Origin of the sequence: Bradyrhizobium sp. 1200_D9_N1_1, assembly GCF_052075915.1 — a bacterium.
GTDB lineage: Bacteria > Pseudomonadota > Alphaproteobacteria > Rhizobiales > Xanthobacteraceae > Bradyrhizobium > Bradyrhizobium diazoefficiens.
In genome coordinates this window covers 5,394,225-5,415,808 of sequence record NZ_CP197226.1, presented here as the reverse complement: position 1 = coordinate 5,415,808, position 21,584 = coordinate 5,394,225, and the positions used below count along the sequence as shown (strand labels likewise).

The window sequence follows — 21,584 nt, the reverse complement described above, 5'->3', positions numbered from 1 at the left end:
TCGATCGGGAGGGCCAGCCATGACGTCCAGCGATTACGATCCTGCAAGCGAAGGCGCCGAGACCGACTTCTCCCGGCGCATGTCCTATGGCGATTATCTGGCGCTGGATGCGATCCTCGGCGCGCAGCATCCGCTGTCGGAAGCGCATGACGAGATGCTGTTCATCATCCAGCATCAGACCACGGAGCTGTGGATGCGGCTCGCCATTCACGAGCTCAGCGCCGCGCGCCGTGCCATCGCCAGGGACGAGGTGCAGCCCGCGATGAAGATGCTGGCGCGGATGTCGCGCATCTTCGAGCAGCTCAATAACGCCTGGGACGTGCTGCGCACGATGACGCCGAGCGAATACACGCGCTTCCGCTCGCAGCTCGGCCAGTCCTCGGGCTTCCAGTCGCGGCAGTACCGGCTGATCGAATATCTGCTTGGCAACCGCAACCACGCCATGCTGAAGCCGCACGCGCACGATGCCGAGGTGACGAAGCTACTCGAGGCCGAGCTCGCGACGCCGAGCCTCTATGACGAGGTGCTGCGGCTGGCCGACCGCAACGGACTCACGATGCCGGCCGCGGTACTGTCGCGCGACGTCCGCGAGACCCACAGCTTCAACGAGGGCGTGCTGCAGGCCTGGCGTGTCGTCTATGAAGCGCCGGAGACGCACTGGATGCTGTACGAGCTCGCCGAGAAGCTGGTCGACTTCGAGGACTATTTCCGGCGCTGGCGCTTCAACCACGTGACGACGGTCGAGCGGGTCATCGGCTTCAAGCGCGGCACCGGCGGCACCGGCGGCGTCAGCTATCTCAAGCGCATGCTGGAGGTCGAGCTGTTCCCCGAACTTTGGCGCGTCCGCACCATCCTCTAGAGATGTCCATGACCAAGTCGAAGCTTCGCGTCTATGACGACACCAGGGCGATGTTCCATCTGCCTGACGGCGTGATCTATCTCGACGGCAATTCACTCGGCGCGCTGCCGCTGGGCGTTGCCGAGCGCGTCAGCCGCGTCATCACCACCGAGTGGGGCGACGAGCTGATCCGAGCCTGGAACACCGCGGGCTGGTATGCCCAGCCGCGCCATGTCGGCGATCGCATCGCCCGGCTGATCGGCGCGGAAGCCGGCTCCGTGATGGTCGGCGACACGCTGTCGCTGAAGGTCTACCAGGCGCTTGCGGCCGCGCTCGACATGAGCGCATCGCGCAAGGTCGTCCTGTCCGACACCGGCAATTTCCCGACCGACCTTTACATGGCCGAAGGCCTGATCGCGACGCTCGGGCGCGGGCATCAATTGCGACTGGTCGCGCCGGAGGAGATCGAGGCTGCGTTGTCGGAGGAGATCGCGGTCCTCTACGTCACCGAGGTCGATTACCGCACCGGCCGCCGGCACGACATGGCGAAGCTGACGGCGAAAGCCCATGCGCTCGGCATCGTCACGGTCTGGGATCTCGCCCATTCGGCCGGCGCACTGCCGGTCGATCTTGCAGGGTCAGGTGCCGATTTCGCCGCGGGGTGCACCTACAAATACATCAACGCCGGCCCCGGCGCGCCAGCCTTCCTTTACGTCGCGCCGCGCCACGCCGACAGTGCGCGCGCCGCGCTGTCGGGCTGGATGGGCCACGCGAAGCCGTTCGCGTTTGAACTCGCCTATGTCGCCGCCGGCGGCATCGAGCGCATGCGCGTCGGCACCCCGCCGGTGCTGGCGATGGCGGCGCTGGAGGCTTCGCTCGACATATGGGACCGCGTCGATATCGCCGAGGTCCGCGCGCGCTCGCTGGCACTCGGCGATCTCCTGATCGCGGAAGTCGGGCGCCGCTGTCCGTCCCTAGAGCTGGTGACCCCGCGCGCGCATGAGCGCCGCGGCTCGCAAGTTTCCTTCGCCTTCGATGGCGGCTACGCCGCCATGCAGGCCCTGATCGCCCGCGGCGTCATCGGCGATTTCCGCGCTCCCGACATCATGCGCTTCGGCATCACGCCGCTGTATATCGGCGAGAGCGAAGTGATGAGGGCGGCTGAGATCATCGAGGAGGTGATCGCAGGCGAGGTATGGCGCCGGCCGGAATATCAGGTCGTGAACGCGGTGACGTGAGGACGGTGCCCGCCCATCCGTCATCGCGAGGAGCCCTTGCGACGAAGCAATCCAGGATCCTTCCGCAGAGACGCTCTGGATTGCTTCGCTTCGCTCGCAATGACGCAGGAGAGATCAGGAGCGCTCGCCCCACAGCGCCTGCACGATCGCATCGAGCCCGTCGGTGAGCGCGGCCGGCCCCGGCTGGAGAATGATCGGTGACTTAATCTCGACGATGCGGTTGTCCCGCACGGCCGGAATTTCATCCCACCCCTCGCGCGCGCGGATGCGGGCAGGCACAACCTTCTTGCCGCACCATGATGCGAGGATCACGTCGGGGGCGGCCTGACGCACGTCGTCCGCCGAGACGATCCGATCCTTGGCCGCCTGCCGATGCCGTAGCTCCGGAAACACGTCCGCGCCGCCGGCGATCTCGATCAGCTCGGACACCCAGCCGATGCCTGATATCAACGGGTCGTCCCACTCCTCGAAATAGACCTTTGGCTGCGGCGAGGGACGGGGCGTTGCGGCGATCGCGGCGAGACGTAGCTCGAATCCTTGGGCGAGTTCCTGGGCGCGCTTGGCGGCGCCGACCAGCGCGCCCAGCGTCCGGATCATCGCCATGATTCCCGCAACGTCGCGCTGGTTGAAGACGTGGATGTCGAGGCCGGCGCGCACGAGATCGGCGACGATGCCGGCCTGGAGATCGGAGAAGGCGAGCACGAGATCCGGTTCCAGCGCCAGAACCTTCGGGATGTCCGCCGACACGAAGGCCGATACCCGCGGCTTCTCGCGCCGCACTTGCGGCGGGCGCACGGCGTAGCCGGAGACGCCGACGATGCGGTCCTGCTCGCCGAGCAGATAGAGCGTTTCGACCGTCTCTTCGGTCAGGCAGACGATGCGGCGGGGAGGGAAGTGACGCATGGGAGCAGCATATGCACAAATGCGGGCGCCGATGTCAGCATGGCCATGACCTCGGACGTCATTGCTTTGCCGCGCGAAGCAATTCACGCTGGGACAACAACGAATTGGGAGGAAGTCCGATGACGCCGCTCGAGAAACTTAAAGCGATGAAGATGCCGTTCGCCGAGCTCAAGGGCGTCGAATTCGTCGAGGCCGAGAAGGACCGCGTGGTGGCGCGGATGACCGTCCGCCCCGATCTCTGCACCCTCCACCACACCATCCACGGCGGTGCGGTGATGGCGCTGGCCGATTCCGTCGGCGCGGCGGCGACCGTCATCAACCTGCCCGAGGACGCCAAGGGGACGACCACGCTGGAGAGCAAGACCAATTTCATCGGGGGCGCCAAGGAGGGAACCACGCTCATCGCCACCGCCACCCCCGTCCACCGGGGCCGGCGGACCCAGGTCTGGACCACCCGTTTGGAAACCGAGGACGGCAAGCTGGTCGCGGTGGTGACCCAGACGCAGCTGGTCCTCGTATAACTACGGACCTTTGATTTTGTTAACGAAATAGTCGCTCCCGATGCCCTTAACTTGGGCAGGTTCCAGTCTTGAAAATTATGGTGCGATGCACAACATAGGGAGCCTAGGGATTCGAACGCCTCCTCGAGGGACACCAAGAGGAGTTTTGACGTGGTACTTGAAGAGACGCTCCGCACCGCCCCAGGCTATGTGCGGACCCTGATCCAGCAGGAAGAATTGCCGCTGCTGCGCGACCATCTGCTGAGGCTCGATGCCGAAAGCCGGCATGATCGTTTCAACGGTTTTCTCGACGACAGCTTCATCGAGCGTTACGCCGCCCGCTGTGCCGAAGACGGCACCGTGATCGTCGCCTATATCGTCGACGGCGTGGTCCGCGGTGCGGCCGAGCTGCATCCGCCGGAGCACGATTCGCTGCCCGAAGTCGCCTTCAGCGTGGAGGCCTCCGCACGCCGCCAGGGCGTCGGCACCGTGCTGTTCCGCCGCCTGATCGCGGAAGCGCGCTGGAGAGGCTACAAGCGCCTGCGCATCACCACCGGCGCGGAGAATCACGCGATGCGGGCGCTCGCCAGGAAGTTCGGCGCCCATCTCGCCTTCCACCATGGCGAATCGACCGGCACGATCGATCTCGCCAAGACGCCGGAAGCCGAGCTGGCCGACCTCGCGGCCGCGCCGTTCACGGCCGGGCGCGCGCTTCTCAGCTTCAACTCGACCTGCTGGAAGATCATCTCCAGCATGTACGGCAATCGCGCCGCCTGAATCAAAAAGCGGACCGGCAAAACCGGTCCGCTCTTGTATTGGGGAGCGTGGATGGGGCGCTCAGGTGCCGGTGCGTGTACCGGTGCCGAAGCGGCGGACGACGCGGCGCTCGACCACCACCGAGCGCTGTGCGCCCTGTTCGCCGGCGATCACGCGCGTGGCGGTGATGCGGCTGTTGGTGCGGGCCTGCTTCTTCACCTCGGCCTGGACGACATCGAGCGGCATCCCCATCAGAGCTGCGGCGATCTCGGCCTGCTGCTCCTGGTCGTCGGTGATGCCGACGGCGGCGAAGATCGCCTCGTCCAGGGTGGGCGGATCGTGACGCACGCGCCGCGTGCCGTACTTGGTATTCCAGTCTGCGCTCATGGGGGCCTCGTTTCGATCCGGGATACCTAGTGCCGCCTATGTTGCATTGCAATATGAATTTGGTGTGGCAGCTCAGCTATTCACGGCTTGCATCGATCCCGTGTCAGGACGGTGACGGAGCACCGGCGTCGATCTCGATCCGTTGCTGCGGCCAGCGCTTCAGCGCGGAGTGTCCGGCGGCGGTCAGCCCGTAGATTCCCCGCTCGGTGCGTTCGAACCAGCCATACACATTGTTAAGCAAGATCTTGCCGGCATCCGGACAGCGCTCGCGCAGCTCGCCCACGCGCCGTGGGCCGTCGGCGAGCGCCGCGGCGCAGGCCAGTGCCTGCTGCCGATAGGCGGTCATGATCGGCGCGCGGGTGCTGCCGCCGAGCGCCGGATCGCCCTGGCGGCGCTGATGCTCGGCAACGAGGCGCGAGCGCTTCTTCGGCTCGCGTCGCGGCGCCGCGGTCGGCGGCTTCACCAGCACCTCGACCTGGCCGCGGTCGGTGACCCCCAGCATACCGAAGCCGAGGCGGCGGCAGAGATTGCGATAGCGCGAGTCGCTCTCGCGGCCCTTGCCGCGCACCGACATCTTTGCCGCAATCCAGACCTCGTCGCTGGCCGGCGCGCGGTCGACCGCCTGGAGGATCAGCTCGAGATTGAAGGCAAGCTTGAGCTCGCCGATCACCACCACCGGCGGGTCGCCGGCGCTGAGGCCGACCAGATCGCAGCCGCCGATCTCGCCCTTGACCGTGAAGCCGAGCTCTTCGAGGAAGCGTTTGACGGGCAGGTAGAGCGCGGTTTCCACAGGTGTTCCGATCGGAGAATCAATTGTGGACAGTCTAGAGCGTTCAGGGCTCCGATTGAATCAGAGCCGGCACTCATCAGACGACCGGATCGGACTTCGACTACACCCGCCCGCCCACCGGGATCAGCGCGCCGGTGACGCCGCTCGCGGCGTCGCTGGCGAGGAACAGGATGACCTCGGCAAGCTCCTGCGGCGTCACCCATTTGGTGAAGTCCGCCTTCGGCATGTCGGCGCGGTTGGCCGTGGTGTCGATGATCGACGGCAGCACCGCGTTCACCGTCACCTTGCCCTTCCACTCGCTGGCCAGCGCCTCGGTGAGGCGATGCACGCCGGCTTTCGACGCCGCATAGGGACCCATGCCATTGCCGGCCTGGAGCGCGCCCATGGCGCCGATGTTGATGATGCGTCCGGCGCTGGATGCGGCGAGATGCGGCAGCGCCGCGCGGGAGGCGTTGAGCGCGGTCAGCACGTTGAGTGCATACATGCGCTGCCACGTCTTGGTGTCGCCGTCGCCGACGGTCTCGAAGGCAAAGCCGCCGGCGATGTTGATCAGCGCATCGAGCCGGCCAAAGTGCTTCGCGGCAGCATCAACCGCGGTCTTCGCCTGCGCCGCGTCGGACAGATCGACGCCGCCGATCTCGATGCGCTCGGGCGTCGCTGGTACTTGCGAGGGCGCGTAATCGATGCCGGCGATCCGTGCGCCGCGAGACTGCGCGATCTCCGCAACCACTTTACCGAGAGCGCCGAGCGCGCCGGTGACGATCAGAACCTTGCCTTGCATTGTCGTTCTCCCGGCGCGGCCGCCTACGATTGCAGATAGCGCGCCTTCAGTGCGGTCCGCTCTGCTGTGCCGACCTTGAGCCCGTCGCGCAAGTAGGTTTCGAGGTCGCCATAGTCGCTGCCGACGGCTTCGAAAGCCGCCGCAAGGTACGAGGCCTCGACGGAGCCGATCGCGTCGAGCACGTCGGCGGGAAGATCGGAGGCGTTTGACGCATCGCGCCGGTAGTGCCGGTTGGTCAGGAGGTAGTCCTCGGCAATGACGTCGTCGGAAACGCCGAGCGCATGCAGGATCAGCGCGCTGGCAAAGCCGGTGCGGTCCTTGCCGGCGGTGCAGTGGATCACGAGCGGGGCGCGGTCTTCCAGCAGATGGCCGAACAGCGCGCGAAAGCTGTGCGTGTTGTAGCGGACATAGTTGCGATAGGACTCGCGCATCAGCTCCAGCGCAACCGGCGCCGTCAATGTGCCCCGGGCGAGCTCGGCGCGCAGCGCGGCAACAACCGTCGGCTCGATCGGCAGCGAGTGCACGGTGATCTCGTTCACGACGCAGACACCGGCCGCGCGCTCCTCCAGCCCGCGAAAGTCGAACGCGCTCCTGACGCCGAGCGCGCGGACGATTTCGATGTCATCGGCGGTGAGCTGACCGAGATGGTTGGAGCGGAAGATGTGCCGCCAGCGCGTGGTGCGGCCATCGATGGTCGGATAGCCACCAAGATCGCGGAAATTGCTGGCGCCTTGCAAGGCGAGGTGGCGGGCAGGGGGCTCTGACATCGGATATGCTTTTGTTATGTTGCCGGCGGATCATTACAGGGGGCGATCATGAACCGGCACAAGGCCATTGTCTTGGCGAGCACCATGCTGGCGAGCGGAATCTTCGGCATGCGGCTGGCCGGTGCACAGACGTTCCAGACCTACCGCTGCGCCGATGGTACGCAGTTCATCGTCGGGTTTTATGACGCGGACAAGCGCGCCTTCCTCCAGATCGACGGCGAACCCGTCACGCTCGCCAAGCGGCTGACGGTCTCGGGCGCACGCTATTCGGGGGCGGGGGTCACGCTGAGGATAGGCAAGACGGGAGCGACCACCGTCAAGCATCTGAAGCGGCCGGTCACGGCCTGCGCAATGGTCGAAAAGCCCGGGCTCTAGCCGCGCTGCCATCAAGAATCAAAAAGGGTCGAAACCTCATTGTTTCGACCCTCTTCAAACTGCTGCCGGTCGCTCCAGGGAGCGTCGCGGGATTGAACCAAACGCAGGCATTAGCGATCCCATTTCGGCTTGGCTTCGTCGACGGCCTCCTGATGGTACCAGCTTCCGCTGCAGATCGTCTCGTTCACAGGAAGCGAGAGACGGTCGGCAGGAAGGCGGGCCTCACCGTAGCGGCGACCTCCGAGAGCCGCGCGGCCCCCGGCGGGGAATTGATAGATCTTTGCAGATCCCTCACTCAGACCATTGTTCATCATTGCGGTATCTCCTCGGGTCGAAGCGCTTGGCCTCCATGGTGCGCCCGACTCGTTCGATTGTGGTTACTGGAATCCCCATATCGGCCGCGCGCCCCGAAATGCAAAGTGCTGAAAAGGAAATCAGTTTCAGCTTATTTTCTAGGCAGCGTGCATTCTGCATCCTCCAAGGCACCAGCTTGGTGACTAACGCTTGGGCCATTGCGAAGGTTGCCGGCGATGGGGCGAAGACTTTGCGAAAATTGCCGGACGTTGATGCGCGTTTCATCGGCAACCTCCGGCACCGGCCGGCCTGCTCCAGAATCAGGCGTTTTCCGCGGGATTTTTGCAGTGCAGCTTCACGCAAAGGTGCGCCGCTATGACGCACGCCGCCGGGGACGACCGGCCGCTCGCGGGGGGGGGGGGGGGGCGGCCGCGGTGGAAAACCGCCCCCAATGCGGCCATTTGGCACGCAAAATGCTTGTAAACGGTCGGCCGATGGTGGCCGGGTACAAACGTGGGGGGCCCCCGGGCCCCCAACCTTTCGCATCATCTACAGAGAGGCTCAATGACCAAGTATAAGCTCGAGTACATCTGGCTCGACGGATATACGCCGACTCCGAACTTGCGCGGCAAAACTCAGATCAAGGAATTCGCGTCGTTCCCGACGCTCGAGCAGCTTCCGCTCTGGGGCTTCGATGGCTCCTCCACCCAGCAGGCCGAAGGCCACAGCTCTGATTGCGTGCTGAAGCCAGTCGCCGTCTTCCCGGACGCCGCGCGCACCAACGGCGTGCTCGTGATGTGCGAAGTCATGATGCCCGATGGCAAGACCCCGCACGCCTCCAACAAGCGCGCCACCATTCTCGACGACGCCGGCGCCTGGTTCGGCTTCGAGCAGGAATACTTCTTCTACAAGGACGGCCGTCCGCTCGGCTTCCCGACCTCCGGTTATCCGGCGCCGCAGGGCCCGTACTACACCGGCGTCGGCTTCTCGAACGTCGGCGACGTCGCCCGCAAGATCGTCGAAGAGCATCTCGACCTCTGCCTCGCGGCCGGCATCAACCATGAAGGCATCAACGCGGAAGTCGCGAAGGGCCAGTGGGAATTCCAGATCTTCGGCAAGGGCTCCAAGAAGGCCGCTGACGAAATGTGGATGGCCCGCTACCTGATGCTGCGCCTGACCGAGAAGTACGGCATCGACATCGAGTTCCACTGCAAGCCGCTTGGCGACACCGACTGGAACGGCTCCGGCATGCACGCCAACTTCTCGACCGAGTACATGCGCACGGTCGGCGGCAAGGAGTACTTCGAGGCGCTGATGGCTGCCTTCGACAAGAACCTGATGGACCACATCGCCGTCTACGGCCCGGACAACGACAAGCGTCTGACCGGCAAGCACGAGACCGCGCCGTGGAACAAGTTCAGCTACGGCGTGGCCGACCGCGGCGCTTCGATCCGCGTGCCGCACTCCTTCGTCAACAACGGCTACAAGGGCTATCTGGAAGACCGTCGCCCGAACTCGCAGGGCGACCCATACCAGATCGCTTCGCAGATCCTGAAGACGATCTCGTCCGTGCCGACCGAGAAGAAGGCGGTCGCCTAAGATCCTCCCGGCCCGGGCGAGGGGGCTGGCCCGGGTTGGCATTCAATCCGCCGGAGCTGAAAGGCTCCGGCGGATTTTTTGCATTTTGATGACGGCCGTTCCTGTGGTCCGCCGGCTGTGATGAGGTGAATTTTGTCCATCGTCATCGAAAGCGGGATAGACTGTGCCCGGATGTGCGCAGGGCCGGGGACGGCTGGTGTTTGAGGGTTTCTACAAGGTGCGGTTTCAGCTCGGCGACGCCGTTGGCCGGAGCGTGATGCATGCCGGCAATGGCAAGATGCTCGGCGGCAATTCGGCCTTCGCCCATATCGGCACCTACGAGAAGACCGATGACGGCGTCGACATCGTCATCAAGACCGTCCGCCACAACCCCGATCCGAACTACCGCGCCATGGCCGGCACCGATGACGCGACCTTGCTGGCGAAAGGCCGGGCCGACGGCGATCTCTATCGCTTCAAGGGCGAGCTGAAGGAGCTGCCGGGCGTGCCGTTCCAGTCGGTGATGACGCCGATCACGGAGGACGAGGTGCCGATCGCCGGCGGCGTCGGCGAGGGCGGCATCGCCGATGGCCTCTATTCGATCCACCTGCGCATGCTCGACGGCGTCGACGGCGGCCTCACCGGAGTGATGCTGCTCAACCAGGGTCGCATTCTCGGCGGCGATGCCGCGTTCTACTATCTCGGCAGCTACACCGCCGCGAACGGCCGCTGGAAGGGCCAGATCCTCAATCAGGAGCACACGCCGGCCAAGGACGATCCGATCTTCGGCGGCCACGAGGTCGGCATCGGCTTCTCCGGCAGCTACGACGCGGAGCAGGCGGTGCTGGAGGCAACCGCGCTTGCCGGCAAGCGCAGCCTGCGCCTGACCGCAGCGCTCAAGCTGATGCACCGCGCCTGATCTCATCCGGGAAGACACATGGAAAAGACCATCCGCATGCTTTCGACGCTCGGCCTGATGGGCGCGATGCGCAGCCTGTCGTCCGCGTTCGAGACCGCTAGCGGCATCCACGTCGATGCCGACTTCGCGCCGACCCTGGCGCTGCTCAAGCGGCTGCGCGACGGCGAGGCCGCCGATCTCGTCATCCTCACGCGCGAGGGGCTCGACGAGATGATCGGCGAGGGCCGCGTCGTCGCGGAGAGCGCGGCCGATCTCGCGCGCTCCTTCGTCGGCATTGCCGTGCGGGCAGGGCAGGCGCATCCCGACATTGCCACCGAAGCTGCGCTGCGCAAGACGCTGCTTGCGGCGCGGTCCGTCGCCTATTCGCGGCTGGGCGCCAGCGGCGTCTACTTCGCCCAGCTGATCGTCCGGATGGGGATCGCAGCCGAGATCAACGCCAAGGCCACCATCGTCGAACAGGGCTTTACCGCCGAGCGGCTCGTCAACGGCGAGGCGGACCTCGCCGTGCAGCAGATCAGCGAGCTGAAGCAGGTTGCCGGCATCGAGGTCGTCGGCCCGGTCCCGCACGATTTGCAGACACCGGCCGTGTTCTCCGCCGGCCGCCTGGCGAACGCGAAACAGGCCGACGCCGCGGACCGGTTGCTGCGCTACCTGGCATCGCCGGAGGTCGTGTCCGTTCTCCGTCAATCCGGACTCGAGCCTTGAATTTGCCGGGCCGGGAACGCAACGTGGTGCTCATGCGGACCTATCTTCTTGCCATTTTCCTTGCGCTTGCCGCGCCCCTCGCGGCGCATGCGCAGTCGGCCGACCTCGTCCTTTGCGACCGGGTCGCAGCCGATCCCAGCGATCCCGACAAGCCGGCCGACGTGAAGGGCGTGCCGGAGGTCGCTGCCTCCGACGTCGCGACCGCCATCAAGTTCTGCAGGCAGGCCGCGCCATCCTCGCGGCGCGCGATGTTCGAGCTCGGCCGCGCCTATGCCGCCGGCCGTCAGATGGCGGAGGCGATCGCCGCCTGGCGCAAGGCCGCCGACAAGGGATCGAGCGCGGCCATGGTCGAGCTCGGTGTGCTCTACGGCACGGGATCAGGAGTCGCGAAAGATGAGGCGCAGGCGCGAAAGCTGTTCGAGAAGGCGGCGCAGGCCGGCAATCCCCGCGGCGTCAGCAATCTTGCCGCGCTCGGCGGCGCCGGTGGCGCCGCGCCGGCCGATCCCGCGCAGGCTCGCGCGCTGCTGGGCAAGGCCGCCGAGACCAACGCGGAGGCGCAGTATCAGCTCGGCCTGATGCTCTCCGAAGGCACGGGCGGTGCGAAGGACGACGTCGCGGCGCGCGCGCTGTTCGAGAAGGCGGCCGCGCAAAACCATCCCGGCGCGCTGGAGCGGATGGGCGCCTTCGCGCAGGAAGGTCGCGGCGGGCCGAAGGACAAGGACGCCGCGAAAGCCTATTACGAGCGCGCTGCAGCGCTCGGCGACGAGGACGCCAAGGCCGCGCTGGAGCGGCTGCGCTGCCCCTACGCGATCAAGGACAAGCAGGGCAAGCTCGTCACCACGCTGTGCTTCTAAAGCGCGCGATGAGATCGCGCTTTAGAATTATTGTTTGAGCATGATCCTTTCGGAAAACCGCTGCCCACTTTTCCGGATCATGCTGTAGCTCACTTCATGTAGTAGGCGAGATTGTTGCGGGCGTCGCGATAGGTCGTCTCGAGAAAATCGGGATATTCCGCGGCGGCCTGCGCCACGGCGCGTACGACGCAGTCCCAGAAATCACCGTCCCATTTGAAATGGGCCTCGGCCGCGCCCTCGAATTTGACGGCGGTGATGATGGCCTGCCTGATCGCGTTGTCGTCGGCGCGAGGATGAGCTCGCTTCACATAGCCGAACATCGACCCCTCATGGGCATGGTCGCGGTCGTAACGATATTTCTCGGCCATCTGCTGCGGCGAGAGGGTGCGATTGATGCGGACCTCCTCGGCGGTCGGGCGCCCCTCGATCGAATCCAGTCGGTAGCGCCAGCGCCAGAGTTCGAACGCGGCATCGAGCAGCGGTTGCTTCGCCGCGCTGGTGATGAAGGCCTCGATCTGCTCTTCGGCGGATGGTTCGGTCCGGTTCATGCCCCTTTGTCGTGCGCGTGCGCCGACGGGTTCGACGCCGCCCTTGATCGAGCGCAAGGCTCCCGGGCACCGCGCCAGCGTACACTTGCTTCTCACGAGAAATGGAGACCTGCGATGAGGCTTCGGGGGTGGATGCTGGCGCTGGCCGGCTTTGGCGCGCTAACCGCCGTGGCAACGGCGCAGGACCTCAAATCGCCATCCTCGGACCAGTATGTGCCGCGCCTCGGCGACATCATGGGCGCCGCGCAGACGCGTCACCAGAAACTCTGGCTGGCCGGCAAGGCCCAGAACTGGGAGCTCGCGGCCTATGAGCTGCGCCAGCTCAAGGCCAGCCTGGTCGAGGCCGCCGTATTCTATTCAGGCATTCCCGTCGGTAATGTCACGACCTTGGAGCCATCGCTGCAATCGATGTCCGACGCGCTCACGGCGAAGGACGGCCGCAAATTCGCAAAGGCCTTTGGCGATTTGACGGAGGGCTGCAACACCTGCCACCGGTCGATGAAGCGCAACTTCGTCGTCATGAAGGTTCCTTCCGACCAGGCGCCATTCGCCAATCAGCAGTTTGCGCCGCCATCCAAGCCGTGACGGAACGGATTTCGCGCGCAGCGGGTTGAATCCGAAAACCCGACAGGAGGCGTGATCATGATCCGCAAACTGGCATCCGGCGAGTATCGCCTTTACTCACGCAAGGTGAATCCGAAGACCGGCAAGCGTCGCAACCTCGGCACCTTCAAGAGCCGCGCGGCGGCCGAGAAGCACGAGCGCGAGGTGCAATATTTCAAGCGTCACTAGCGCGGGGCGAGGCGGCCGGGACCACGCAGAACAAAAAAGTCGAAAAACAACCCCATGCACAGTAGCCGGGGCACTGAAATCGCAACGAAATCACGGATTGCGGATTTGGCGAATCTCGGTTGACCCGTCGGGCAAAACAGGGGCATGATGGCATCATGCAGCGGAGGGTCCGGCGAGCGGCCCTGCGCGCAAAAGCCGGATGGCCTTGGTGCGGCGGCGGTGCTAGGTAGCCTTCCGATTCCTTTCCGATTTTGCGGGTTCATTGCGTTGCTGGACGGACTCTACAAGGTTGAATACGGCGTCAACGATGCGTTCGGCCGCAGCATCATGTGCCTGCATGACGGCAAGATGCTGGGCGGCAATTCGGGCTTCGCGCATCTTGGCACCTATGTCGAGCGCGACGGCGAGATCATCGCCGAGGTCATCACCGAGCGGCATAATCTGGATCCGAACTACAAGCCGCTGATGGGCGCCGACGTCGCCTCGATCGGGGCACGCGGGAGGCTGCACGGCAACCAGATCCGTCTGGAGGGCGGCGCGGACACCATGCCGGGCGCAAAATTCTGGGCCAATCTCACCCGGCTCGACGACGAGGCGGTGCCTCCGAGCGGCGCGGTCGGCCCTTGCGGCATCGTCAACGGGCTCTATGGGATGAGCCTGCGCGCGCTTGACGGTGTCGATGCCGGACTCTCCGGCGTGATGCTGCTGATCGACGGCCGCATCCTCGGCGGCGATGCGTTCTTCTACTATCTCGGCTCCTATTCATCGGCCGACGGCCGCTGGAAGGGTGAGATGCTCAACCAGGAGCACACGCCGGCGAAAGGCGAAAATCCGGTGTTCGGCGGCTATGAGGTCGGGATTGGCTTCTCCGGGACTTGCACGGCGGATAGCGGCGAGCTCGAAGGCATCGCGCTCGCCGGCAAGCGCAGCCTGCGCCTTGCGGCCTCGCTCAAGCTGATGCGGCGGGCCTAGGGCGTGTCCTCATAAATTCGTCGCGTCCGCTTTGCTGTTGGAAGGCGACGTTGAATCCGATACGTCTGGATGTCGGCCGTGGGCCAACAGCGACATCACGCCCTTCGTCGATCACAAGGGCATGCGTTGCGCATCAAGTTCGTTATGGGTCAACTCAGGCTCATCCGCCTCGCGCGTCGCGTACCGCCTGCGCGACTTTCGTCGCCTGCGACACTCGTCCGATCTTTGCGCCTGCAATGGTCTTTCTTCGGCGTGTGCCTGCCTTCGGCACCATGCCTTCGTTCGCGGTGGCTCCGGCTGGGGGATAAATCGTGAAGTTCGCCGCTCGATGCAGCGCGAGAGCCTTTCGAGCCGCTTCGACATGCGCGGTCCGAGCTGCCAGGTTGTGAAGACGCCGAAGCTCGTTGTTCAACCGCTTCAGCGCCGCGGCGAAGACTTGCTTGCGTTCTGATGCATGCTCGGCGGTTCCTGGAAAGCTGGCTCCGCGAGCCTCGGCTTTTCCGCGCCCCTGTCGCTGCCTTTGTCGGCCGAGCGTTCGCTCCTTATTGCGCATCTTGCGCAAGCGGGGTCGCATGGCCTCAAGCTCAGCGATTTCGACGTCATAGATGGCAGGATGGTGCGTGAGGCGGATCGTCTCATATTCTTCGTGGCTGAGGAGGCTGCGTTCGAACTTGCAGGGGACCGACATTCTCATCCCTCCATTTGATTCCTTGAAATTCAGGCAGAACGGGACTCATCCAGGTCGACGATTTTCTCAATAATCAAGCCGCACCCACCAACAATTATCGGCCCGGTGCGCCCGCGGCGCTCAACTACTGTCTGCCCTGCCGCGAGCGTCCGAATGCATGGCGCGGATTGACCCCGCAGGACGCATGTGTGCCGGAGGCAGCCGTCCTGCACTGCTGGAGAGTCGAGAACTGGCAGTTGCCGGGATGGCCCCAGCGGCGGCCTTGTAGGCAGTAGCGATCTGCGACCGCGGGCGAGAGTGATCCGACTGTGACCAAGATCAAAATGGTGGAGACCGCAGCAAACAGAATACGGCACATCGGAGTCCTCCTGTACTCGTTGGGTGAGTGCTCACCTGTGCTCCACTGGGTTGGAAAGGCACCGGGACCAAGGTCGACTGTAGCTTCAGCGTTCCGGATGATCATCCGATCAAACCCTTAGAGTTCGCAGTGGATTTCCCGAGATCCTGCGTCGGTGCGGAGTTTTCATGCCGGAGGGCCGGTTGGGGTCAAAAGCGCCGTTTGGAAGGTCGGCCAGTTGCTTTCTCTCTACCCTGATAAGCGAACAATTTCGGCGCTAGCTGCGGAGATCTGCTATTTGATCACCTCGTCGGCGCTTGCACTCGACATCTGCGTCGCAGGGGAATGAAAGCAGCCCGCTCCGCATTGGGGCAAAGCCGGACATCAACCGGCGGACATTCAATTGTGCTCAATTTGCCCGCCAACTCGCTGAGCCGAGAGTAGCCTCAAGAGAGGCTTCAATGATCCTTCCCGTAAGGGATGCCTGCCAGATCACGAACAGGGCATCGCGGCGGGACTAAAATGCCTCGCGCTGACCATGATTTCGAGCGTATATTTGCCAAATCTGGGCGATGGCAGGGCAGTTGCAGTGACGGCTCAGTCCCACAAGACCGCAGAAGAGGAGTACGAGGAGCAAGTTCGCATCCTCGTCCGTATCGTTTCATGCTGCACATTGGGGCTTTTCGCTTTCGCTGCGGGCCTGCTGATTGGGACCTTTCTGTTCTCGTGATCGAAGATGAATGACCGGCCTCCGGGCGCGGTTCTGTTTGGCTTGGGCTTCACGAAAGTTACAAGTCTCGCTTTGCCATGGATTTCGCATGATCACGTGCATGCCGTTGGACGACAACGGCTTGATCCATGTCGTGAAGTGTCAGCTATCGCAACATGCATCCTTCGAAGGGGCGACATTGCCGGGCTGCAATATCCTAACTCAGCCTCAATGTCCTTGAGGGTCAAAAAGCCGACATCGGGCCAACGGCCGTAGTACGTCGGCTATGGGTCATAAGCCGGCGATGATGACCAAGCGGGGCGACGTCCGCTTTATCTTCGGAAGCCGACGGTCATGAGTACTCGCCCTAGCGCCTCGTCACGGAGCCGGACACGCCGCCCCGGTCTTCACCCAGGCATCGACCAGCGCGCCGGCAAGCGCAGCCTGCGGCTGGCGGCTTCGGCTCAAGCTGATGCGGCGGGCGTAGGGCGGGTACTCATAAATTCGTCGCGTCTGCTTTGCTGTTGGAAGGCGACGTTGTCGGCGATGGGCCACTTGCAGACATGGCGACAGCGCGCTTGCTCGAGGTCAATCGGATACGTGTACTTGCGAATTGCCCGATTGCGCGTAGCCTCCGTCGGCGCGTCGAGAGGCTCGGTAGCGGCCTGGCGAATGTCCGTGATGCCGGTGAAACAGCTTCGAAAACGCCGCCGCTGTCTCGTAACCAACCCGGCTGGCAATCCGCGCGATGGGCTCATCGCTTGTTTCGAGCAGAAACGCCGCCTCCGCCATTCGGCGTTCGATCACATAACGGTGCATGGACTGGCCGACGAGCCTGGTAAAGCGCGCCGAAAATGCCGAGCGGCCAAGCCCGACGCGACGGCCAAGGTCGCTCAGCGTCCAGAGCTGCTCCGGACTTTCGTGAATTAGCTTCAGCGCCGGTCCGATATGGGGATCAGAAATGGCCCCGATCCAGCCGCCTTGTCCGGGACTGAGAGACGCGATCCAGCTTCGCAGCACCTCGACAAAGAGCACTTCCGTCAGTCGTGAAAGCGCGACGCCTTGGCCAGGACGCTCGAGCGCGGACTCGCTCATCATGCGGCGCAGGATTGCTTCAAGCCAACCACGGTCCGCCGTCGGCTTCAGCAAGAGCACGGGTGGAAGCAACTCCAGCACGCTGCCAAACATCGGCCGCGACACCGTGAAATTGCCGCAGAGCATGGTCGAGAGCGGCTTTGCACGGCTGCCGTGACGAAGGAATCCGAGGCGTGGCGACGACCGTTCGATATCCGCGATGCGCAAAGGCTCGGCCCGGCGATCCGAATAAAACACATGGGGCTCGCCGCGCGTGATCACGACAAAATCGCCCTCGGTCATCTGGATTTCCTCTCCCTGTTCGAGCGCGAGGGTCGCCGAACCCTGGCTGAGATAGTGAAACAGGGCGTAGGGGCGCGCCGGCAACTCAAGATGCCAGGGATGGCCGAGCTCGAAGTGGAAGAGCAACGTCCCGCCGAGACGAACCCGATCGAGCACCTGGGTGAGGATGTCCATGCGGTCCAGATTAGACCGGTGGACGATCGGACACAACATGCGGACGATTGATCCCTATCGTCCGAAATGCCCGCGGAATAGATCATGCCGCAGCGGGCCGACGGTAGGTGCGGCAACCATTTCGCCGACGGCGGATGGAAGAACCGCGACCTTGCAGGAAACGCCTGTCCATCCCCCCGGACTGATTTCGTCCGACATGCCAACAGGAACATTCAATGCGAAATATCCTTCTCTCAGCCGCCACTGTACTCCTGGCCGGATCGACGTTGGTCGGCTCCGCCCAATCCGCCGAACTGCCCAAGGGAGCAGCGCACAACATCGTGCTCGTGCACGGCGCTTTCGTGGACCAGACGAGCTGGCAGCCGGTTGCCGATATTCTCACGAAGAAAGGCTACAACGTCACGCTCGTGGAAAATCCGCTCACCTCGCTCGTCGCTGACGTCGATGTCACCAAGCAGGCGCTGGCGAAACAGGACGGCAGGACCGTTCTGGTCGGCCACTCCTGGGGCGGTATGGTGATCACGCAAGCCGGCAACGATCCCAAGGTTTCGGCGCTGGTCTATGTGTCCGCCTTCGCGCCGGAGGTCGGCGAATCCCTGGCGTCGCTGGCAAAGGCCGGCCCGCCGACCGAAGGCGGCAACGCGATCCATCCCGACGCGAAGGGCAATCTGTACATCGATCCCAAGATTTTTCCGTCGGCCGTCGCGGCTGACCTTCCTCCGGAGATCGCTGAGCACCTGGCCAACTCGCAGCTTCCGTTGAATCACGTTGCGTTCGAAGCCCCCGTCAGCATTGCGGCCTGGCACGACAAGCCGACGTTCGATGTCATCACCACGAAGGACAAAGTCATCGCGCCCGAGGCCCAGAAATTCTTCGCGACAAGGATGAAGGCTCAGACGACGGAAGTCGCCGGCAGCCATGCCTCGCTTGTCGTGCATGCGAAGGTGGTCGCTGAGGTGATCGAAAAGGCCGCGCTCGTGAAGTGACGGTACGACTCCCGGCGCAGTCGCGCCGGGAGCGCCCACGCTCGCAGAGCGCCTGCAAGGGCGGCTTCTCCGGGACCTGCACGGCGGATAGCGGCGAGCTCGAAGGCATCGCGCTCGCCGGCAAGCGCAGCTTGCGACTGGCGGCCTCGCTCAAGCTGATGCGAAGGGCCTGAGGGGCCGCATGTGCCTCGCGAAGCTCGCAATAAAAACGTGCGAATTTGCAAAGACGCCAAGATGTGACTGACTGTCACATGGAAGAAGCGCTCGCGGCACTGCGATGATTTGAAAGCAGTGCGTCAACTGCTGCCCACTGCCGATTGACGCGCAGGATTGCGAGGCGAGCGGCTATTCCTGTGCACGAAAGCTCAAGGAAAGGCCTGTTATGGTCATGAGCATCGACTCTGCCGAAAGTTCCGATGCGGAAGTATTCTTCGGTCGCTTCCAACTGGACAAGCGTCGTCGGCAACTCCTGAAGGATGGAGTTGAAGTTCGGATCGGCTCGCGCGGTTTCGACATACTGATTGCGCTGACCGAGCGCGCCGGCGAACTCGTCAGCAAACGCGACCTCCTATTCTCCGTGTGGCGTGACGTTGTCGTCGACGAGGCCGTCTTGAGAGTGCACGTGGCCTCCCTTCGCCGGGCCTTGGGCGAAGGTCAGGATGGCGCGCGCTACATCGTCACTGTTTCCGGTCGGGGCTATAGTTTTGTGGCTCCGATCGAGCGCAAACGTGGCAATGGGCTTGCATCTTCTGGATACGTTCCGCCCCCCAGGCATGGACGCCAATTCCCGTCGATCCCCAGATTGTTCGTTGGACGGGACGAAGTCGTCGACGACCTCTGTACGCTCATCGTGAAGCAGCGTTTTGTCAGCGTCGTTGGAGCTGGCGGTATCGGCAAGACTACCGTGGCCGGGGCTATCATTCGCCGGCTACAAGCCGAATTTGGCGATGAAGGCGCCGTTTTTGTCGATTTGGGCGCGGTTGACGAACCTGGCCTAGTCGCTGGGGCGGTTCTCTCCGCGGTCGGCTGCCCGCTCGGAGGAGCCGAGCCCCTTGCGGAACTTCTGGGGTTCGTTGCCGGTAAGCGAATTCTAATCGTGCTGGATAGTTGCGAACATCTTCTCGATGCGGCCTCGCATTTGGCCAGCCAACTGTTTCAGTGTACTTCCGGCGTTTGTCTGCTTGTCACGTCGAGGGAAGCATTGAACGTCGAGGGCGAGATTGTGCACCTTCTCAGCCCTCTTGCTTGCCCAATCGACGACGTTCCGAGCGCCGCGGATGCCATGGCGACCCCGGCAGTGAGGCTGTTTATGGATAGAGCCTCATCCGCTGGTTTCGAGGGGGCGCTGAATGACGCTGATGCGCCGGTCGTTTCTGAAATATGTCGCCGTACCGATGGCATCGCGCTGGCGATCGAACTGGTCGCCAGCCGAGTGGGGACCTATGGCCTTCGGGGTGTTGCGGGTCTGCTGGCCAGCCATATGGAGCTGTCACTGACAGGCCAGCGAAACGCTGTCCCACGACACCGCACGCTCCAGGCGATGCTCGATTGGAGCTTCAGGTTGCTTGCCGAAAGCGAACAGCGTGTTCTTTCCCATCTTTCCATATTTGTCGGTCTGTTCACGATTGAGGCTGCCTGCTCCGTTGCCGGAAGTGGGGAGCGAAAAAGCGCCGAAGTCGAGATCGCGATTGCGAGGTTGGTGGACAAATCGCTCGTCTGGGTTCATCTGGTCGGTGATACCGTGTTCTATCGTTTACCCGATGTGACGCGCACGTATGCTGCGGCCAAGCTCGTGGAAATCGGGGAGGCTGAACTGGTTTCCCTGCGCCACGCGCTCTATTTCGGTGCTTTTTTCAAGGCAATCGCGCTCGAGCAGGGGGCTTACGCTGACATCGGACGTTATTCGCCTCACATCGGAAACGTGCGGAAGGCACTCGAGTGGAGCTTCTCAAAAGAGGATCGCTCGATCGGCATCGAGCTTGCCGCAGATTCCGCTCCTTTGTTTCTCGGTCTGTGGTTGCTGGTCGAGTGCCGGCGTTGGTCGGGGTTGGCACTGAAAGCGATTGCGAATTTCGGCCGACTCTCGCATCGAGAGGCACGCTTGCAGGAGGCATATGCAGTCTCGTCACTGCATACCTTGGGTAATACGACCGAAGTTCAGGCCGCCATACGGCGCGGGCTGGCACTTCACGAGGCGAGCGAAGAAGCATTGCCACAGCTGCGACTGTTGGCCGGACTCAACCTTTTCCTCACAAGGCTCGGCGACTTTGAAGGAGCATTGGCTGCAGCGACGAGATGCAGAACTGTAGCCGAGCTAAGCGGTTCATTGAGCGACAGAATTATCGCCGAGTGGATGCTGGCGGCGGCTTGCCACCTCGCTGGCGATCAAGTCGCCGCGGTGGCGCATTGCAAGTGCGGTTTCGAGCTGGAGACGTCAATTGGTCGGCTCGACATCAATCTGTTTGGATATGATCACCGTCTGCGCGCCGAGATCGCACTGGCACGTTCTCTATGGTTGCTGGGCTCCCGCAAGCAAGCTCGCAAGCAGGCGCTTGAGGCGATGAACGAGGCAGCTCGGTTGGCCCCGGCGGCGAACTATTGCATGGCGGTGGTCCACTCCGTCCCGGCGCTGCTGTGGAGCGGGAACACCGGTGACGTTGCCGACCATGTCGATCGTGCAATCTCACTGGCTGAGAAGCATTCTCTCCGAGGTCATGCAGCAGCCGCTCAGGCTCTGAGGGGAGAGTGGCTTTTCATGAGCGGGAGGCCCGCCGACGGCGTCGAGGCGCTGCGCCAGGCGCTGAGAGGGCTCCACCGTGAGCAACTTCACATGGTCATACCGGCGGCATCCCGCGCGCTCGCCGATGGACTTGCTCGAAGCGGAAGGTATGACGAGGCGCGCGAGACCATTCAATCGGCAATTCTATTTGCGGAGCGGATGCGCCAGACGTTCTGGATGCCGGAATTGCTACGCACGCAGGCGCAAATCATCCTGACGAGCCCAAATCCCGACCGCAAGGCAGCAGAGCTGGCGCTTCGGCGATCGATGGATAGTGCAAGAAGCCAACGAGCATCAGGGTGGGAGCTGAAGGCCGCTGTTCCGCTGGCGCGGTCAATGAAAAATCGAGGCAGAGGAGCTGATGCGCACGCGCTGCTTCAACGGGTCTTCGAGGCACGTCCAGAAGTATCGAGGTCGACTGCCCGTCCCTTGCATTGAGCGCTTCGGGTGCAAGATGTCGATCTGGCCAGTCTCCAGGTGACCCGGCAGACGTCAGAATTTTTCATTTTCTAACAGCTTCTAACGCGCGCCGCGCTT

26 protein-coding genes are annotated in these 21,584 nt (G+C 63.6%); 15 read left to right on the top strand and 11 right to left on the bottom strand.

Annotation, left to right across the window (positions count from 1 at the left end; translation table 11 throughout):
• Positions 1–19: 19 nt before the first annotated feature.
• Positions 20–859: a tryptophan 2,3-dioxygenase gene (kynA, locus tag AB5K84_RS26285; RefSeq protein WP_011086931.1), complete on the top strand. Its 840-nt coding sequence runs from the start codon at positions 20–22 to the stop codon at positions 857–859.
• Between the two features lie 2 nt (positions 860–861).
• Positions 862–2,076: a kynureninase gene (gene kynU / locus AB5K84_RS26280; protein WP_011086932.1), complete on the top strand. Its 1,215-nt coding sequence runs from the start codon at positions 862–864 to the stop codon at positions 2,074–2,076.
• Between the two features lie 114 nt (positions 2,077–2,190).
• Here kynU and AB5K84_RS26275 read toward each other — a convergent pair whose 3' ends face one another.
• Positions 2,191–2,979, bottom strand: a complete 789-nt coding sequence (locus tag AB5K84_RS26275) for a cobalamin-binding protein (protein ID WP_011086933.1) — start codon at positions 2,977–2,979, stop codon at positions 2,191–2,193.
• 119 nt (positions 2,980–3,098) lie between these two features.
• Here AB5K84_RS26275 and AB5K84_RS26270 point away from each other — a divergent pair, with 119 nt between their 5' ends.
• Positions 3,099–3,500 carry a PaaI family thioesterase gene (locus tag AB5K84_RS26270; RefSeq protein ID WP_038966793.1) on the top strand — a complete coding sequence of 134 codons (402 nt, stop codon included), beginning with the start codon at positions 3,099–3,101 and terminating at the stop codon, positions 3,498–3,500.
• 150 nt (positions 3,501–3,650) lie between these two features.
• The gene (locus AB5K84_RS26265; protein WP_011086935.1) at positions 3,651–4,256 is read left to right on the top strand and encodes a GNAT family N-acetyltransferase; all 606 of its coding nucleotides are present in this window, start codon (positions 3,651–3,653) and stop codon (positions 4,254–4,256) included.
• 60 nt (positions 4,257–4,316) lie between these two features.
• Here the strand turns inward: AB5K84_RS26265 and AB5K84_RS26260 are convergent, their stop codons facing one another.
• The 4 genes from AB5K84_RS26260 to AB5K84_RS26245 all read right to left on the bottom strand — a co-directional run bounded on the left by AB5K84_RS26260 (position 4,317) and on the right by AB5K84_RS26245 (position 6,960).
• Positions 4,317–4,622, bottom strand: a complete 306-nt coding sequence (locus AB5K84_RS26260; RefSeq protein WP_028171140.1) for a hypothetical protein — start codon at positions 4,620–4,622, stop codon at positions 4,317–4,319.
• 103 nt (positions 4,623–4,725) lie between these two features.
• A complete protein-coding gene (locus AB5K84_RS26255) occupies positions 4,726–5,412 on the bottom strand; it encodes a DUF2161 domain-containing phosphodiesterase (RefSeq protein WP_011086936.1) in 687 nt (228 codons plus the stop codon).
• Positions 5,413–5,512: 100 nt separating this feature from the next.
• Positions 5,513–6,193: an SDR family oxidoreductase gene (locus AB5K84_RS26250; protein WP_011086937.1), complete on the bottom strand. Its 681-nt coding sequence runs from the start codon at positions 6,191–6,193 to the stop codon at positions 5,513–5,515.
• 23 nt (positions 6,194–6,216) lie between these two features.
• The gene (locus AB5K84_RS26245) at positions 6,217–6,960 is read right to left on the bottom strand and encodes a tyrosine-protein phosphatase (protein WP_011086938.1); all 744 of its coding nucleotides are present in this window, start codon (positions 6,958–6,960) and stop codon (positions 6,217–6,219) included.
• Between the two features lie 48 nt (positions 6,961–7,008).
• Between AB5K84_RS26245 and AB5K84_RS26240 the strand changes: the two genes are divergently transcribed.
• Complete coding sequence (locus tag AB5K84_RS26240; protein WP_028171142.1) at positions 7,009–7,335, top strand: MliC family protein; 327 nt, start codon at positions 7,009–7,011, stop codon at positions 7,333–7,335.
• A 110-nt stretch (positions 7,336–7,445) separates the two neighbouring features.
• Here AB5K84_RS26240 and AB5K84_RS26235 read toward each other — a convergent pair whose 3' ends face one another.
• Together AB5K84_RS26235 and AB5K84_RS26230 are read right to left on the bottom strand one after the other, a co-directional pair.
• Positions 7,446–7,649, bottom strand: coding sequence for a DUF2735 domain-containing protein (locus tag AB5K84_RS26235; protein ID WP_011086940.1), 204 nt, complete (start codon positions 7,647–7,649; stop codon positions 7,446–7,448).
• Positions 7,627–7,914 carry a hypothetical protein gene (locus tag AB5K84_RS26230; protein ID WP_162185834.1) on the bottom strand — a complete coding sequence of 96 codons (288 nt, stop codon included), beginning with the start codon at positions 7,912–7,914 and terminating at the stop codon, positions 7,627–7,629. The genes AB5K84_RS26235 and AB5K84_RS26230 overlap by 23 nt, the downstream gene beginning before the upstream one ends.
• A gap of 279 nt (positions 7,915–8,193) precedes the next feature.
• Here AB5K84_RS26230 and AB5K84_RS26225 point away from each other — a divergent pair, with 279 nt between their 5' ends.
• The 4 genes from AB5K84_RS26225 to AB5K84_RS26210 all read left to right on the top strand — a co-directional run bounded on the left by AB5K84_RS26225 (position 8,194) and on the right by AB5K84_RS26210 (position 11,685).
• Positions 8,194–9,228 (top strand): glutamine synthetase beta-grasp domain-containing protein, encoded by a 1,035-nt coding sequence (locus tag AB5K84_RS26225; RefSeq protein ID WP_011086942.1) that lies wholly within the window; start codon positions 8,194–8,196, stop codon positions 9,226–9,228.
• Between the two features lie 196 nt (positions 9,229–9,424).
• The gene (locus AB5K84_RS26220) at positions 9,425–10,126 is read left to right on the top strand and encodes a GrlR family regulatory protein (protein WP_028171143.1); all 702 of its coding nucleotides are present in this window, start codon (positions 9,425–9,427) and stop codon (positions 10,124–10,126) included.
• Between the two features lie 18 nt (positions 10,127–10,144).
• Entirely contained in the window at positions 10,145–10,831 is a 687-nt protein-coding gene (locus AB5K84_RS26215; RefSeq protein WP_011086944.1) for a substrate-binding domain-containing protein, read from the top strand.
• Between the two features lie 32 nt (positions 10,832–10,863).
• A complete protein-coding gene (locus tag AB5K84_RS26210) occupies positions 10,864–11,685 on the top strand; it encodes a tetratricopeptide repeat protein (protein ID WP_038966805.1) in 822 nt (273 codons plus the stop codon).
• 89 nt (positions 11,686–11,774) lie between these two features.
• Here AB5K84_RS26210 and AB5K84_RS26205 read toward each other — a convergent pair whose 3' ends face one another.
• Positions 11,775–12,233, bottom strand: a complete 459-nt coding sequence (locus AB5K84_RS26205) for a hypothetical protein (protein WP_038966806.1) — start codon at positions 12,231–12,233, stop codon at positions 11,775–11,777.
• 114 nt (positions 12,234–12,347) lie between these two features.
• On the opposite strand from AB5K84_RS26205, the gene AB5K84_RS26200 reads away from it, so the two are divergent.
• The 3 genes from AB5K84_RS26200 (at position 12,348) to AB5K84_RS26190 (ending at position 13,997) form a co-directional block, all read left to right on the top strand.
• The gene (locus AB5K84_RS26200; protein ID WP_011086947.1) at positions 12,348–12,818 is read left to right on the top strand and encodes a hypothetical protein; all 471 of its coding nucleotides are present in this window, start codon (positions 12,348–12,350) and stop codon (positions 12,816–12,818) included.
• A 57-nt stretch (positions 12,819–12,875) separates the two neighbouring features.
• Positions 12,876–13,025 (top strand): hypothetical protein, encoded by a 150-nt coding sequence (locus AB5K84_RS26195; RefSeq protein WP_007609497.1) that lies wholly within the window; start codon positions 12,876–12,878, stop codon positions 13,023–13,025.
• A gap of 267 nt (positions 13,026–13,292) precedes the next feature.
• The gene (locus AB5K84_RS26190) at positions 13,293–13,997 is read left to right on the top strand and encodes a hypothetical protein (protein WP_038966798.1); all 705 of its coding nucleotides are present in this window, start codon (positions 13,293–13,295) and stop codon (positions 13,995–13,997) included.
• A gap of 160 nt (positions 13,998–14,157) precedes the next feature.
• Here AB5K84_RS26190 and AB5K84_RS26185 read toward each other — a convergent pair whose 3' ends face one another.
• The 3 genes from AB5K84_RS26185 to AB5K84_RS26175 all read right to left on the bottom strand — a co-directional run bounded on the left by AB5K84_RS26185 (position 14,158) and on the right by AB5K84_RS26175 (position 17,282).
• Positions 14,158–14,685: a hypothetical protein gene (locus AB5K84_RS26185; RefSeq protein ID WP_038966799.1), complete on the bottom strand. Its 528-nt coding sequence runs from the start codon at positions 14,683–14,685 to the stop codon at positions 14,158–14,160.
• Positions 14,686–14,809: 124 nt separating this feature from the next.
• Complete coding sequence (locus AB5K84_RS26180) at positions 14,810–15,043, bottom strand: DUF3551 domain-containing protein (RefSeq protein ID WP_074077712.1); 234 nt, start codon at positions 15,041–15,043, stop codon at positions 14,810–14,812.
• Positions 15,044–16,319: 1,276 nt separating this feature from the next.
• Positions 16,320–17,282: an AraC family transcriptional regulator gene (locus AB5K84_RS26175; RefSeq protein ID WP_038966800.1), complete on the bottom strand. Its 963-nt coding sequence runs from the start codon at positions 17,280–17,282 to the stop codon at positions 16,320–16,322.
• 215 nt (positions 17,283–17,497) lie between these two features.
• Here AB5K84_RS26175 and AB5K84_RS26170 point away from each other — a divergent pair, with 215 nt between their 5' ends.
• From AB5K84_RS26170 to AB5K84_RS26160, 3 genes are all read left to right on the top strand, one after another.
• Positions 17,498–18,268, top strand: coding sequence for an alpha/beta hydrolase (locus tag AB5K84_RS26170; RefSeq protein ID WP_011086954.1), 771 nt, complete (start codon positions 17,498–17,500; stop codon positions 18,266–18,268).
• On the top strand, positions 18,265–18,441 hold the full coding sequence (locus AB5K84_RS26165; protein ID WP_157839415.1) for a hypothetical protein: 177 nt from the start codon (positions 18,265–18,267) through the stop codon (positions 18,439–18,441). Before AB5K84_RS26170 ends, AB5K84_RS26165 begins: the two co-directional genes overlap by 4 nt.
• A gap of 215 nt (positions 18,442–18,656) precedes the next feature.
• Positions 18,657–21,485 (top strand): ATP-binding protein, encoded by a 2,829-nt coding sequence (locus AB5K84_RS26160; RefSeq protein WP_038966807.1) that lies wholly within the window; start codon positions 18,657–18,659, stop codon positions 21,483–21,485.
• Positions 21,486–21,584: the final 99 nt, after the last annotated feature.